This window comes from Wolbachia endosymbiont of Nasonia oneida, assembly GCF_009012935.1.
GTDB classification, from domain to species: Bacteria; Pseudomonadota; Alphaproteobacteria; order Rickettsiales; family Anaplasmataceae; genus Wolbachia; species Wolbachia pipientis.
The window spans coordinates 108,592-122,988 of record NZ_QESS01000001.1; the positions used below are offsets into that span (position 1 = coordinate 108,592).

19 protein-coding genes are annotated in these 14,397 nt (G+C 34.2%); 2 read left to right on the forward strand and 17 right to left on the reverse strand.

Going from position 1 to position 14,397, the window contains the following annotated elements; translation table 11 throughout:
• Nucleotides 1–115: 115 nt before the first annotated feature.
• Entirely contained in the window at nt 116–1,636 is a 1,521-nt protein-coding gene (locus tag DEF52_RS00485) for an HlyD family type I secretion periplasmic adaptor subunit (RefSeq protein WP_179951351.1), read from the reverse strand.
• Nucleotides 1,637–1,902: 266 nt separating this feature from the next.
• On the opposite strand from DEF52_RS00485, the gene fabG reads away from it, so the two are divergent.
• Together fabG and DEF52_RS00495 are read left to right on the forward strand one after the other, a co-directional pair.
• Complete coding sequence (fabG, locus tag DEF52_RS00490) at nt 1,903–2,637, forward strand: 3-oxoacyl-[acyl-carrier-protein] reductase (RefSeq protein ID WP_151807566.1); 735 nt, start codon at nt 1,903–1,905, stop codon at nt 2,635–2,637.
• Nucleotides 2,638–2,744: 107 nt separating this feature from the next.
• Nucleotides 2,745–3,080: a TrbC/VirB2 family protein gene (locus tag DEF52_RS00495; RefSeq protein ID WP_151807567.1), complete on the forward strand. Its 336-nt coding sequence runs from the start codon at nt 2,745–2,747 to the stop codon at nt 3,078–3,080.
• A gap of 27 nt (nt 3,081–3,107) precedes the next feature.
• Here DEF52_RS00495 and DEF52_RS00500 read toward each other — a convergent pair whose 3' ends face one another.
• From DEF52_RS00500 to rplF, 16 genes are all read right to left on the reverse strand, one after another.
• Nucleotides 3,108–4,388 carry a M48 family metalloprotease gene (locus tag DEF52_RS00500; protein WP_151807568.1) on the reverse strand — a complete coding sequence of 427 codons (1,281 nt, stop codon included), beginning with the start codon at nt 4,386–4,388 and terminating at the stop codon, nt 3,108–3,110.
• A gap of 71 nt (nt 4,389–4,459) precedes the next feature.
• Nucleotides 4,460–5,104 carry a 3,4-dihydroxy-2-butanone-4-phosphate synthase gene (ribB, locus tag DEF52_RS00505; RefSeq protein WP_007549343.1) on the reverse strand — a complete coding sequence of 215 codons (645 nt, stop codon included), beginning with the start codon at nt 5,102–5,104 and terminating at the stop codon, nt 4,460–4,462.
• A 6-nt stretch (nt 5,105–5,110) separates the two neighbouring features.
• Nucleotides 5,111–5,605 carry a transcription elongation factor GreA gene (gene greA / locus DEF52_RS00510; RefSeq protein ID WP_151807569.1) on the reverse strand — a complete coding sequence of 165 codons (495 nt, stop codon included), beginning with the start codon at nt 5,603–5,605 and terminating at the stop codon, nt 5,111–5,113.
• A 9-nt stretch (nt 5,606–5,614) separates the two neighbouring features.
• Entirely contained in the window at nt 5,615–7,156 is a 1,542-nt protein-coding gene (atpA, locus tag DEF52_RS00515; protein ID WP_012673176.1) for a F0F1 ATP synthase subunit alpha, read from the reverse strand.
• Nucleotides 7,153–7,713, reverse strand: coding sequence for an ATP synthase F1 subunit delta (gene atpH / locus DEF52_RS00520; protein ID WP_151807570.1), 561 nt, complete (start codon nt 7,711–7,713; stop codon nt 7,153–7,155). Before atpH ends, atpA begins: the two co-directional genes overlap by 4 nt.
• Nucleotides 7,714–7,754: 41 nt before the next feature.
• Nucleotides 7,755–8,105, reverse strand: coding sequence for a YraN family protein (locus DEF52_RS00525; RefSeq protein WP_012673177.1), 351 nt, complete (start codon nt 8,103–8,105; stop codon nt 7,755–7,757).
• 23 nt (nt 8,106–8,128) lie between these two features.
• Nucleotides 8,129–8,557: a 50S ribosomal protein L17 gene (gene rplQ, locus DEF52_RS00530; protein ID WP_007550873.1), complete on the reverse strand. Its 429-nt coding sequence runs from the start codon at nt 8,555–8,557 to the stop codon at nt 8,129–8,131.
• A gap of 7 nt (nt 8,558–8,564) precedes the next feature.
• On the reverse strand, nt 8,565–9,632 hold the full coding sequence (locus DEF52_RS00535) for a DNA-directed RNA polymerase subunit alpha (protein WP_012673178.1): 1,068 nt from the start codon (nt 9,630–9,632) through the stop codon (nt 8,565–8,567).
• Between the two features lie 21 nt (nt 9,633–9,653).
• Nucleotides 9,654–10,040: a 30S ribosomal protein S11 gene (gene rpsK, locus DEF52_RS00540; RefSeq protein ID WP_012673179.1), complete on the reverse strand. Its 387-nt coding sequence runs from the start codon at nt 10,038–10,040 to the stop codon at nt 9,654–9,656.
• Nucleotides 10,041–10,064: 24 nt separating this feature from the next.
• Entirely contained in the window at nt 10,065–10,433 is a 369-nt protein-coding gene (rpsM, locus tag DEF52_RS00545) for a 30S ribosomal protein S13 (protein ID WP_007550179.1), read from the reverse strand.
• Nucleotides 10,434–10,492: 59 nt separating this feature from the next.
• Nucleotides 10,493–11,134, reverse strand: coding sequence for an adenylate kinase family protein (locus tag DEF52_RS00550; RefSeq protein WP_007550178.1), 642 nt, complete (start codon nt 11,132–11,134; stop codon nt 10,493–10,495).
• Nucleotides 11,131–12,459 carry a preprotein translocase subunit SecY gene (gene secY, locus DEF52_RS00555; RefSeq protein ID WP_010962747.1) on the reverse strand — a complete coding sequence of 443 codons (1,329 nt, stop codon included), beginning with the start codon at nt 12,457–12,459 and terminating at the stop codon, nt 11,131–11,133. Before secY ends, DEF52_RS00550 begins: the two co-directional genes overlap by 4 nt.
• 3 nt (nt 12,460–12,462) lie before the next feature.
• Complete coding sequence (rplO, locus tag DEF52_RS00560) at nt 12,463–12,933, reverse strand: 50S ribosomal protein L15 (protein WP_006279863.1); 471 nt, start codon at nt 12,931–12,933, stop codon at nt 12,463–12,465.
• Between the two features lie 3 nt (nt 12,934–12,936).
• A complete protein-coding gene (gene rpsE, locus DEF52_RS00565) occupies nt 12,937–13,449 on the reverse strand; it encodes a 30S ribosomal protein S5 (RefSeq protein ID WP_151807571.1) in 513 nt (170 codons plus the stop codon).
• A 12-nt stretch (nt 13,450–13,461) separates the two neighbouring features.
• A complete protein-coding gene (gene rplR / locus DEF52_RS00570; RefSeq protein WP_006279867.1) occupies nt 13,462–13,833 on the reverse strand; it encodes a 50S ribosomal protein L18 in 372 nt (123 codons plus the stop codon).
• A 5-nt stretch (nt 13,834–13,838) separates the two neighbouring features.
• Entirely contained in the window at nt 13,839–14,384 is a 546-nt protein-coding gene (gene rplF / locus DEF52_RS00575; protein ID WP_007551152.1) for a 50S ribosomal protein L6, read from the reverse strand.
• Nucleotides 14,385–14,397: the final 13 nt, after the last annotated feature.

Sequence of the window (14,397 nt, forward strand, 5' to 3'; positions counted from 1 at the left end):
CCGAAAAAACTCCTTTCTTTCTCTCCACTTTTTCTGGGTAAGGTCAAGAAGCCTATTGTCTAATTATGTACCTAAATTTTATTACGGCACTTTCACTACTACTTTAACGAGTGAGCTACCTTTCTATAAAAGACCTATCGACTGTTGCAATTATAGGCGTAAACAAGAATGATAAAAGAGTACGAGATTGAGTAACTATGTACACTTCTGCTGGCATACCAGGGTATAGGTATACATTTTTAAACTGAGCAAGCTCTGACTTTGGTATCACTACGCGCACTGAATAATAACGCCCTAGTCTTGGATCATCAAGAGCATCAGGAGAAATATGGCTTACTATACCACTAATTAAACTTAAACGACGTGCACTGTAAGCACTTAACCGGACTTTAACCTTTAGCCCTTCTAGCCCATCAATAGAGACTATGTTGCTATCTTTCTTTTGTGCCGACAGTACCTCTTCTATGTTTCTGGTCTGAATTTTAGCATCTATTATTAGGTCATCATCCGATGGCACTACGCTCATGATCGGAACTCCAGATTGTATAACACCACCTTCAGTATGGTATCTTATATCTGTGACTATCCCATCTTGAGGCGATTTAATTATTGTACGTGCTAATGAATCTTCAGCAACCATCAGCCTCTCTTTCAAGTCTGCAATAGACGTACTAACTTCCTTAAGTTCAGCGTTTGCTCTTTCTTGAGAATCATTTTTTACGTTTATAATTTCTAATTCGTTCTCTCCAATTTTTTGCTGCACTTGAGATATTGCAGAACGGTAATGTCCAACTCTGCCTTCAATTTCAGCAAACTGTTTTTCTAAAGCTAAAATGTGTGGTTTGCTTATATGGCCACTATCAAGTAATTGTCTTTTTGTTTCCAACTCCTCAGTTATCAAGTCATATTGCTTATGAGCTGCATTTAGTTGAAAGTTTAGCCCCGCTAATTCATCATTTAACTGTTTTATACGTTGCTGCAGTATGTCCGTTTTTCCCAATATGCTCTTTCTCTGAGAGTTAAACAATTTTACTTGATTCTTTATCACTTTATTTACAAGCTCATCGTTAGATAATTTTTTAACCTCATCAGGAAACTCGAGCGTGTCCAAATCTACTCTGATTGCAAGAAGCCTTGCTTCTGTTGCTAAAAATGATAAGAGCTTCTCTTTGATAATACTTAAATTCGCCTTCTCGTTAACATCACTCAACAAAACTAGAGGCTCATCTTTTTTAACTGCTTGGCTCTCTTTTACTAAAATTTTGCTTATTATTCCTCCGCCCAAGTGTTGAACTATTTTTCTATTTGAAGATACAATAACTTCTCCACTTGCATGCACCGCACCGTCAATTGGAGCTATAGCCGACCAAATACCACCTATCCCAAAAAAGATGAGTATTACTACCAGACCAAAAAATAGTGGTCCCCATGTTACTTTCAGGACTTCATTTACGTTATTACTTTCGCGTTTTAAAATAAAATTTATCACTGCATCAATCAATGCAAACGTCTTATCCAAAAATTTTGGGTACTTCTTCTTTTTATTTTTTGCTCCTTGCATATTTATATTATCACCATGGCCAATCAAGCCTGTCAAAGAAAATCCAGCGCTAAGCTTTTTTAACTTACTTATCATAATACTACTGTGAATTTGTGTTAACTCAAGATAACACACAAAAACAAAGAATCTATAATTTAAGCATTCCATTTAGACTGTAGAGCACCAGAATAAACTATTTAGTAACAATTCCTGCATCAACTATGTTTTTAAAATTTTTTGACGTTTAACTTTATTATAACTTTTTCTTTATTTTGTGAATATCTGAGTTACTTATATTATGTAAGAAATCTATTGCCAACCAGTCAATATTCTGTTAGGAATTAAGATAATATAAAGTTATTATGCTTAAATTGGAAAGCAGAAAGTTCCTGATTACTGGCGCATCAGGCGGAATAGGGCAAGCAATTGTAAAAATTATGCACAAAGCCGGAGCAACTTTATGTATTTCTGGCACAAAAAAAGAAGTGCTCGAAGAAGTTGCTAAACAATATGAAAAAAATATGCACGTACTCCCTTGTGATTTATCAAATGCTGAGGAAGTAAATCAACTAGTAAACAGAGCAAGTGAGTTGATGGAAGGCTTTGACGGGCTTGTATGCAACGCGGGCATTACGCAAGACAGTTTATTATTGAGAATGACAGATGAAACATGGCAAAAAGTAATTGATATTAACTTGAGTTCTACATTTAAGCTGAGTAGAGAAGCATGCAGGAAACTAATTAAGAATAATTGGGGAAGAATTATAAATATTTCCTCAATAATAGGGCTAACAGGAAACGCCGGGCAAGCAAATTATGCGGCGTCTAAAGCTGGAATAATAGCTATGAGCAAATCTATAGCAAAAGAAGTTGCAAGTCGTAATATAACAGTAAATTGTATTGCTCCTGGGTTTATAGATACTAAAATGACTGAAGTTTTAAATGAAGGACAAAAGGGAAAAATATTAGATAATATTCCAATGAAAAGAATGGGAACAGGGGAAGAAATAGCAGCAGGGGTCTTATTTTTAGCAAGCGATGAAGCAAAATATATAACAGGGCATGTGCTTAACATTAATGGTGGGTTATTTATGTAGCAACACTTATGTATGGACAAATTATAATTTTTACTTTAAAATAAAAATATGTGTAGGTGTAGGTTTAGGTTTACGTTTACGTTAATTTATTATTTAGAGGCAAAAAAATGAGCTCTATAATAGAATTTTTTGGTATTTTTTGTGTAGTATTGCTTTTCTCTTTCTCAGGTTATGCAGATAACCCTGGTGTTGATATGGATGACACAACTAAAGTAATATGCAATATTATTGGTTATGTTTGGGGGATAGGCGGTCCACTTATGACGGTAGTAATAATTGGTGCAGCTTTGCTTGCAATATTTGGCAGGATGCCTTGGCCTGCTCTTTTTGCTCTAGGCGTGTTTTGTGCTGTATTTTTTGGCGCTAAAACTATCATAACGAAAATTATGCCCAACGTAAGCGATGAAGCAAAAACTATGTTGGAAAAGTGTGGACAAAAATAACCCAAAAAGTGCAGAAATGCTTTTTTGTTACCCATTAAATTGCTTCATATCTTCAATTTGCAACAAGTAAGGGCTATTCTTTGGTAGAGTTTTAACAGCTAACTCAGCGTATTTCATAAATTGCTTTGAATTACCTTCAATACAAGCCTTTTTTGTCAAAGCAAAATAATGCATTGCCGTATCAGCGTCACATTTATATGCAATGCTTAAATATTTCCAGACAAAAGCGTTATTTGGTTCTACATTCAAAATCTGCTCCAGGTAAAAAATCGCCTTTTTTGCATCACCGTGTAATAATAAAGTATGAGATAATGCAAGTTTCACTAAATAACTGTTTTTCTCAGATAAATACCTAAGCGATTCTTCATACATTTTTATTGCTTCACTTAAGTTTCCAGCTTTGTATAGCATTTCTGCTTTTAATTCATATAGGTATGGGTCATTGCGTGACTCTTGAATCAATGAATTCATTTTAGCAATAGCCTCTTCTATCTTTCCTTGCCTATAGCAAACTATAGCATTTACATACTCAGAATTATTTTCATATTTATTAGATAACACATGAATAGGAGCAAAGAAAGAGTCTAGCTTGGCAACCACACGCTCAAACTTTAGTAACTTATCCGCAAAAATTGGTTTTACGTTGTTTTTAACCTTATAATTTTGTACAGCAAATATACGTTTCTCACTAAGTGGGTGAGTGCGGAAATATTCCTCGGTGTTCTCATGCTCAATACTTTTAAAATAATCAAAAATCTCTTTCATACCTGAATTATCATAGCCAGATTCATCAAGATACCTTAAAGCATAGCTATCTGCTACACTTTCTTGCTCTTGAGAATAGTTAAAAAATAGCCTTGAACTAAACGCTACACCACTAAGCAAAATTGCACCAGCAACCTGAGGGTTAATGATAATACTAGAAACTAATCCTACCATATAACTAATCATTGCTATCGATTGAAAATAACCCATAGCACTACTCATTTGCAATATATGACCAGCAGATATGTGAGCAATCTCATGTGCTAATATACCAAGCAGGACATAAGGTTTAGCCGAATATTGTAAAAGTCCTAAATGAATGAAAATACTGTTATTGTTAATTACAAAAGCATTAATCGAATTGTCATTAATTATAAAAACTTTTATTTGCTCATGATCAATATCCGCAGCAGAAAATAAAGGTTGCGCTAGCTCTTTCACTATTGCTTCCACTTCACTATCTCTAATAATGTTAATAGAGTAAGCATTATTACAATATGCAAAAAAGAACAATAAGGTCAAAAACTTAGCAACTCTAAACATGAAAATTCTGTGCTTGTATAATTTATAGAAATTCTATATTTTAACACTTAAATTATACAAATTTATAAACGCTAGTTTAAATTTTTAACGTAACTGATAAGTTTGTCGATGGTAGTTAACTTAATTTTATGTTGTTCAGCAAATTTAAGTAACTGAGGTAAGCGCATCATAGAGCCATCATCATTCACTAATTCACAAATAACTGCTGAATGATCAAACCCTACTAACTTCGCCATTTCAACACTCGCTTCAGTATGACCAGCACGTTGTGCCACCCCACCTTTATGTGCAATTACAGGAAAAACATGACCTGGAGTTATGATGTCATCCTGAGTACCATCCTTGTTGATAGCAGCATGTATAGTTTTCGTTCTATCCTCTGCTGAAACACCGGTTGTAATGCCATAACGTGCATCAATTGATGTAGTAAATGCGGTATGATTTTCACCAATATTTTTCTTTTCCATGAAATTAAGGCCCAACCTTTTCATGTGAAATTTAGTCATTGCTAAGCAAACAACCCCTGTACCGTACCTAACCATAAAAGCCATATGTTCCGGCTTTATTTTCTCAGCTAAGACAATCAAATCGCCTTCATTTTCTCTATTTTCATCATCAACTAAAATGAATAATTTACCGGAACGAGCATCCTCTAATACATCTTCCACAGAAGAAATACCTGGTAGACTCATTGAAGCATAAGTGGCCTGTACCATAATAATTTACTTAAATTCAATCTTAACTATTTTATACAATTTCTCTCCATTTGGCACTGTCACTTCCACATATTCACCGACTTTTTTGCCGATTAAGGCACTCCCAAGTGGTGAACTAGTAGATATTAACTGCTTTGAAACATCAGCTTCATATTCGCCTACAACCTTATAAACATATTCCACTTCACCGTTATTATCACTTAACATGCTTAATGTCACAATTGCACCAAACATTACTGAATCACCAGACAAATTTTTTACTTCTATTACTTCCGCATGTGAGAGCTTACTTTCTATCTCCATTATACGGCCTTCAATAAAACCTAACCTTTCCCGTGCTGCATGATACTCTGCGTTTTCAGACAAATCACCTTGATCACGAGCATCAGAAATAGCCTGTATCACAGAAGGTTTTTCTTCCTTTAATTTTTCAAGTTCGGCTTGCATATTCTCAAAACCTTCCCTCGTCATAGGAAATTTATTAATAATGGATGAAGCCATAATCACCACCTAAACGCAATTAAATTGAGTAACGAAATTACTCACAATGTTAAAAATATCACCTTTTATATCATCACTCATGTCATTTGACAACTTTTTTAAAACCCCAGGGTGTACAGTATGAAAATAATTAATAAGATCATGTTCAAATTTATTAATGTAACTTATTTGTATTTTACTTAACTGATTATATAGGTTAGAAAAAATATACATCAGCACTACTTGCTCTTCTATTGACATAGGTAAATGTTGTTTTTGCTTTAATAACTCGACAAGATATTTACCCTTATTCAAGGATAATTGAACACTAGCATCAAGATCAGAACCAAATTTTGCAAAATCTTCTAATTCTCTATACTGAGCTAAGCTTAGCTTTATAGAACCAGCAACTTTCTTCACAGACTTTAGTTGTGCAGCAGAACCAACCCGTGAAACTGACAAACCTATATTTACTGCAGGTCGAAATCCTTTATAAAATAATTCAGACTCAAGAAAGATCTGCCCATCGGTAATTGAAATAACATTTGTTGGCACATATGCAGATACATCACCAGCTTGAGTTTCGACAATTGGCAAAGCAGTTAAAGAACCCTGCCCTTTTTTATCAGACATTTTAGCAGCTCTTTCAAGCAAGCGAGAATGTACATAGAATATATCTCCAGGGTAAGCTTCACGACCAGGAGGACGTCTGAGCAATAAAGACATCTGCCTATATGCCACAGCATGCTTAGATAAATCATCATATATAATCAAACAATGCATTCCATTGTCACGGAAAAATTCCCCAATAGTGCAACCAGCATAAGGTGCTAAAAATTGCATAGGCGCGCAGTCAGATGCACTAGCCACAACTACAGTTGTATACTCTAATGCTCCGCTTTCTTTCAGCTTATTTACCACTTTTGCTACTGTTGAAATTTTTTGCCCAATAGCAACATAAACACAGTAAACTTTTTGATTTTCGTTTACCTCATCGTTAATCTTCTTCTGATTGATAATAGTATCAAGCGCAATAGTAGTTTTACCAATTTGTCTATCACCAATAATTAATTCACGCTGCCCTCTACCTATTGGAATTAGCAAATCTATAATTTTAATTCCTGTTTGCAGTGGCTCATGCACAGACTTACGATCAATAATGCCTGGCGCTTTAGATTCTATATCCATTCTGTTTTTGGCTCTAATTTCCCCACCGTCGTCCATAGGATGGCCCAACGCATTTACAACTCTCCCTAACAATTCATGCCCTACAGGCACCTGCACAACATCACCACTACATTTTACAACGTCCCCTTCTTTCACATCACGGTCATTACCAAGCACAACTATTCCAGCCGTATCATGATCTAAATCGAGAACTATTCCTTCTACACCACTTGCAAAAAATACCTTTTCACCGAATTTTGCTTTTTCCAGCCCATAAACCAATGCGATACCATCTGTTACTGAAATTACTTCACCTATATTTTCCCGCTTTATAGGATTATCAAACGTCTCAACCTTTTCTCTTATTATACTTGCTATCTCAGAAACATTCATACTGTTCTTCATACAAAATTCCTTACTTTTAATATTTCCATTTTACTTAAGTCAACTAACCTATCCAAGTAACTTTTTAGCGAAGCATCGATCAAATTAAAACCACACCTAACTACGAAGCCACCTAGTATAGAAGGGTCAACCACATTGCTTACTTTTATTATTTTACCAAGAAAGCTCAAAGATTCAGTAATTATTTTTATATCAGATTCCTTTAAAGTTTCTGCTGACTTTATAGTAATTTCGAATTCATTTTCATTTTCTCTTGCAAGACTTAAGAATTTTTCTAATATAAGGATCAATAAACTAGAGCGTTTATTTGCAAATATAACCATAATAAATTTTACTAAATTCTCACTCAAGTGCTCATTTATAGAAAGCATCACTTCTTTTTTGTGTGCAAAAGAAATCATAGGATGAGATAGGTACACAAAAACATCACGTTGATCCTTAAAAAAAGCCAACAAAAATTCTACTTCTTTCCTTATAATACCTAACCTGCTTCCTGAGACATGAAATAGCACTCTAGCGTAAGATGAAACTAAATTATTGTATTGGGTCTTTTTCATATTAAATCCAGTAAATCTAAATTAATTCAGCTACAAATCTTTCATTCTTCAATCCAAGCATTTTTTATATAAACAGGTCTTCTCTTTAAGGAAAGAAAATATAAATCATATCTGACTGAATAATCTAAAAAACTAAGGTTTTTACTTAAGAAATACTTAGAAGAATTTATAATAGACTGACATTGAAGATGAGATATCGGTATTTCTTTTCCAAGTAAACTTGTTTTAACTTCTATAAAAATCAGCTCCTTTTTTTTAGATACAATTAAGTCAATTTCACCGAACTTACAACGGTAACGGCGTTTTATAACATTATACCATTTCAGTTTTAAATATACTAAAACTAATAACTCGCCAAAGTAACCTACAAAGTAGCGTAACCTACTTACCACAAGAAGAACAATTATGATAACAATTAACTTTGTGTAACTACTTTGCCTCCTTCTTTATTTTTACTATAAACCTTACCTCTTGCTGCAATATCCCTATCAACCAGTTCTATCACTGCCATTGAAGCGCAATCACCCTTTCGAGTGCTAAATTTTATTATTCTAGAATACCCACCTTTACGATCTTGATAACGGCTGGCTAAGACGTTTAATAACTTATCAACTGCTAACTTACTATTATGAAGGCGTGAAAGCAAAAGTCTTCTACCATGTAAAGTATTCTTATTCTTAGCAATTGTAATAAACTTTTCGACATATGGACGAAGTTCCTTAGCTTTCGGTAAAGTAGTTACAATCTGCTCATGGTTAATTAATGAGATAGATAGATTCTTTAACGTCGATAATCTATGTTCAGTACAACGAGATAGTTTACGTTTTTTTATTCCATGTTTCATATATCACCTAATCTTCATCAGTATGTTGTTTAGCCAACTCATCTATATCCTTAGGTGGCCAGTTTAGCACATTCATACCCAAAGACAAGCCAAAATTAGTCAAAACTGCCTTAATCTCATTCAAAGACTTTCTGCCAAAATTAGCAGTTCTTAACATTTCACCTTCTGTCTTTTGCACAAGATCACCTATATAAGTGATGTTTTCGTTTTTCAGACAGTTATGAGACCTGACAGATAATTCCATTTCATCTACCTTACGCAATAAGACAGGGTCATAACCCAAATCTTTAGCACCACTAGACGAAGAAACCTGCGATTTTTTATAACTTACATCAGAACTAATAAAGGGCTGAAGTTGCTCCTGTAATATTCTTGCAGCAGAGTCAACAGCTTGACTCGGAGAAATTGTACCATCAGTTTCAATTGACAATATCAGCTTATCCTTATCAGTCACTTGGCCAACACGACTGTTCTCTACCCTGTACGAAACCCTGTTGACAGGGCTATACAAAGCATTAACTGGAATAAAACCAATTAAATCCTGTTCACTCATAAGCTTCAAAAGTTCATTTTCTTTATATTTAGTTACAGGAAGATAACCTTTTCCGCTAGCCACATATATGGTCATGTTAAGCTCCACATTTTGCCCCAGCGTACATATTAACAAATCTTTATTAACAATAGAGCATTGATCATCAGTTTCTATCATCCCAGCTAATACCTGGCAAGGCCCTTTAGCGTTTAAATTTAAGCATTTATTAGAAGCACCATTTAATTTACACCTCAACATACCCATATTTAATACTATATCAGTTACGTCTTCTCTCACCCCTTGAATTGAAGTGAACTCATGAGTTACACCTTCAATTTTTATTCCATAAACAGCACTACCTTTAAGAGAAGATAACATTACACGTCTTAATGCATTACCTAATGTTAAAGCAAAACCACTTTCCAACGGTTCTAGCACTATATCACTTTTTTCACTTGAATCATCTGATATTACCTTAACTGAACTAGGTTTAATCAATTTATCTAAATTGCTACAGAGAGAAACATCATTATTATAATACATAAAACAACCTTTTCAAATATCCTATACTCTTCTTTTTTTTCTTAACCTGCACCCATTATGAGGAATTGCGGTTTTATCTGCAATTGAAGTCACAGTCAACCCACAGCTCTGAAGTGCTTTAACCGCAGCTTCGGTACCAAAGCCAGGACCACGAATTATTACAGAGACAACCTTCATACCAAATCTCTCTATTGCATTCTTCGCAGCAGCCTCCGCAGCCTTACCTGCAGCATAAGGTGTGGATTTTCTCGAACCTGAAAAACCACATGCACCCACAGAAGTTTGACATAGCGTATTACCATGAACATCAGTTACATTTACAAAAGTATTATTAAAAGTTGCACGAATATGGACAACACCAGTAATAAACTCCTTCTTACTCTTACCAACCGTTTTGACTTTTTTCATTAAAACTCACAATAATAATAAATTTTATTTTTTCCCAGCAATAGGCAACCGAGATCTACCTTTACGAGTCTTAGCATTAGTATGAGTCCTTTGCCCTCTCACAGGTAAACCTTTTCTATGTCTCACCCCTCTATAGCATCCCATTTCCACTAAAGATTTTATGTTCATAGCCACTTCTTTTCTGAGCTCACCTTCTATAACATAATTTTGTCTAATGAAACTGCTGATCTTTTCTATATCTTCATCTCGTAATTCTGAAACACGTTTGCGCTTATCAACTTCGCAAGCGTGACAAATTACATTCGCAGTAGCAATACCTATACCATATATATAAGTTAATGCAAAAGGAACACATTTCCTCACTGGAATATTTATGCCTGCAATACGTGCCACTGGTACCTCGATACTTTATTAATAACAACTCTTAATTTATACCATAAAACAACTCAGAGTCAAACCAAATTACAAGAAATTTTACTTTCAATCTCTTGCGTTACCTCATCAACACTCAAATTAGCGTCAATTGTTAATAATTTGCCTTTATAATACTCGCGTAAACCTTTCATTTGAAGGTGATATTCACTTATTCTCTTATTAATTGCAGACATATCAGCATCATCAATTCTTTTCTCTAACCTCGTACTTTTACATTTAGCACAAGTAGTACTCTTAAAAGAAGATACACTATATATGCTTTTACAGTCCAAACACGCGAGACGATTTTTTAACCTATCGATTGCAATATTATCGTCAAGCTGCAGCTCAACTACAATGTCAACATCCCTATTATATTTTTCTTGCAAAACTTGAGTCAAAAAATGAGCCTGGTTTAAATTTCTCGGAAAACCATCTAATAAGCAATTATCATCCACTAATGCAAGCTGGTCACGTAATAATCCACATATAATTTCATCTTGAATTAAATTACCAGATTCCACGGTACCCTTTATTTTTTTACCTAACTCACTACTGCTAGATATAATATTCCTTAATAAATCCCCTACTGAAATTAATTTTAAATTATATTTTGCTATTAACAAGCTTGACTGAGTACCTTTACCAGAACCTGGAGGACCAAAAATCGTAATGATCATCTTACTTTCCTCGTTTTAGACTCATATTTCTTTATCCAGTTGTCGTACCTATTTGAAAAAATATAAGATTGTATTTGCATAATAGTATCAGTAATAACGTTCACTATAATCAGTAAGCTCGTCCCACCAAAAATAAATGGTATATCATAATAATATCTCATAACTTCAGGTACAGTACATATGACTACCAAATACGCAGAGCCAATGAATGTCAACTTAAAAACTATATCTTGAAGGTAATCAGAAGTATGTTTCCCAGGCCTTCTACCAGGTATAAAACCACCATTTTTTTTAAGAAAATCTGCGTTTTCCTCTGGATTAAATATAAAATTGGTATAGAAAAAATTAAAAAATACTATCAGCACCAAATAGGCTACAATATATACTACTTTATTTGCCATAAAGTAATTCAAAATAAAATCAGAAAAAGCGTGCCCCTTATAGAAATTTGCAATTGAAATAGGTGTCAATAAAATTGCATTAGCAAAAATGGTTGGTACTACACCAGATAAATTAATCTTCAATGGAATATAAGTAAAATCGTCATTATGTAATCTTTTAAATTGCTTTTTAGGATGTTGAACAATAACCTTTCTATAAGAAGACTCTACAAAAATGACTAAGAGTAGCAGCAAAAAAAACAATACCAAAACAAAAAGGATAATAAATAACGATACGCTACCGTTTTTATTTAACGTTAACAAAGATGACAAAGCGCTGTGTAACTCTGATATTATACCCGTGAAAATGATTAATGAGATACCATTGCCTATACCGCTAGCGCTGATTCGTTCACCAAGCCATATTAAAAGCATAGTTCCACCTAAAAGGCTGAAAACACCTATTGTACGAAACATAACACCAGGTTCGATTACAACCAATACCCCTTCCCTATTCATCCCTTCCAATCCAACCAAAATTGGAATTGATTGAAATACACAAATTACTATGGTCAGATAGCGTATATAAGAATTCATCTTTCTACGGCCTGACTCTCCATCATTCTTAACTTCCTTCATTCCTTTAATCGCAGAAGAAAGTAACTGAATAATGATAGAAGCCATTATATATGGCATAACGTTCAATGCTAGAATTGTCATTCTAGCCAATGCACCACCAGAAAATAAATTAAATACTCCAAAAACGCCTGAGCCATCTTTGGGAAATATATCATTAATTACATCAAGATTAATTCCAGGAATAGGCACATAAGTACCCAAGCGATAGCAAATTAAAGCTATTAGCGTAAAAAATATACGCTTTAATAAATCGCCTTTATATAACAACGTAGGATCCAAGCTATTAAATGCTGATTTATTGCCCATGACTTACGATAGTATTTCCACACTACCACCAACTGAAGCTACAGATTTTTTTGCAGCTTCTGACGCAAAATCAACATGAAACACAAATTTTTCGCTCAACTTACCTTTATTAAGAAGTTTAATTTTATCCTTAATAGACTTTATAAAACCTAATTTATACAGCCTCTCCTTATCTATAACAGAGTCTTTCACTATTTTTTTAGCTTCCATTAAGCGCTGTATATCGCCAACATTAATTATAGAGTATATGCTCCTACGTATAGGCTTAAAACCTCTTTTAGGCAAACGAGTATATATAGACTGTTGTCCACCCTCAAAACCATTTATAGAAACTCCACTTCTAGCCTTCTGCCCTTTATGCCCTCTACCGGATGTTTTACCTTTACCACAACCGATACCTCTACCCAGCAACTTAGGCTTCTTTTTCTTAGATAATTTAGTAAATATAGAGTTTAATTTTACAGCATTATTCATACTTTACCTGTTTCCAACTATCTCGCTAATCTTTTTGCCTCTTTTGCTTGCTACCTGACGAGGAGATAACATACTATCAAAAGCCTTAAACACCGCACATATAACGTTATGAGGATTATTTGATCTAGTGGATTTAGCTACCACATCCTTTATACCTAACACCTCAAAAACTGATCTAATCGCTCCACCAGCAATAATACCTGTTCCGGCTCTTGCGGTTCTTAAAACTATCTCACCAGAACAAAATTTAGCTTTAATATCATGATGCAAAGTTCTACCTTCACGCAAGTACACTCTAATCATTGATTTCTTTGCAGCATTTACAGCTTTGACTCTTGCTTCAGCAACTTCTACGTGCTTACCTATTCCACACCCTACCCTACCCTTCTCATCGCCAACAACAACCAAAATTGAAAATGAAAATCTTCTACCACCTTTGGTAACCGTTGTCACTCTTCGTACCGAAACTAAAAGCTCTGATAAATCATTATTATTTTGTAAATTCTTTATAGCCATATTCAAAACCTTCTAAAATTCAAATCCAGAACTTCTTAAAGCCTCAGCAAATTGAGAAACTAATCCTGTGTATTTATACGCTCCACGATCAAACGTAAGCTGCTGCTCTAATTTCATGCCAGACAGACGCTCAACCATTAAAGAAGAAACCTGTTTTATAGTTTCAGCGTTGACTTTCCCTTTACATACATCCTTAATTTTAGCATCCAAAGTAGAAGCTGAAGTGAGAGTTATTCCTTTTACATCATTAATTAACTGGACATAAAAATGCCTATTAGATTTAAATATGGATATACGTAAACGTTCAGCGCTCTTGTCAAGCTTCGCTCTATTACGTAACTTCCTTTTTTCAGAATTACTTAAAAAATTATACGATCTTTTCATTTTTATTACTTCTTTTTACTTACAACCTTACGCAGCATAAATTTGCCTTTTATTACAACACCCTTACCTTTATAAGGATCATATTTTCTAATTTTGCATATATCAGACGCCACCATATAGACCTTCTGCTTATCCATACCACTAACTACTAAGTGAGTTGGCTTTATGCACTTAATCTCAACATCTTTAGGCACTTTATATTTAACATTATGGCTATAACCAAGATATAAAGTCAAATACTTACCATCACACTCTGCCTTATATCCCACACCGTTAATCTCAAGATTAACAGAAAAACCATCAACCATGCCGTTAATGATATTATTAATATTACTCCTATAAGTGCCCCACATAGGCTTTATTTTATCATAATTATCTTTATCTTGATCAACAGAAAGCAATAGCTGATTATCAATAATCTGACACACAACATCCCTGATCAAGCTAACTTCCTTTTCAGCCTTAGCGCTCTTTATTAACATACTACCATTATTATATTCAACTGAAACACCAGCAGGAATATTGATAGGAGCAGCACCTATACGAGACATGAATTTCTCCTAT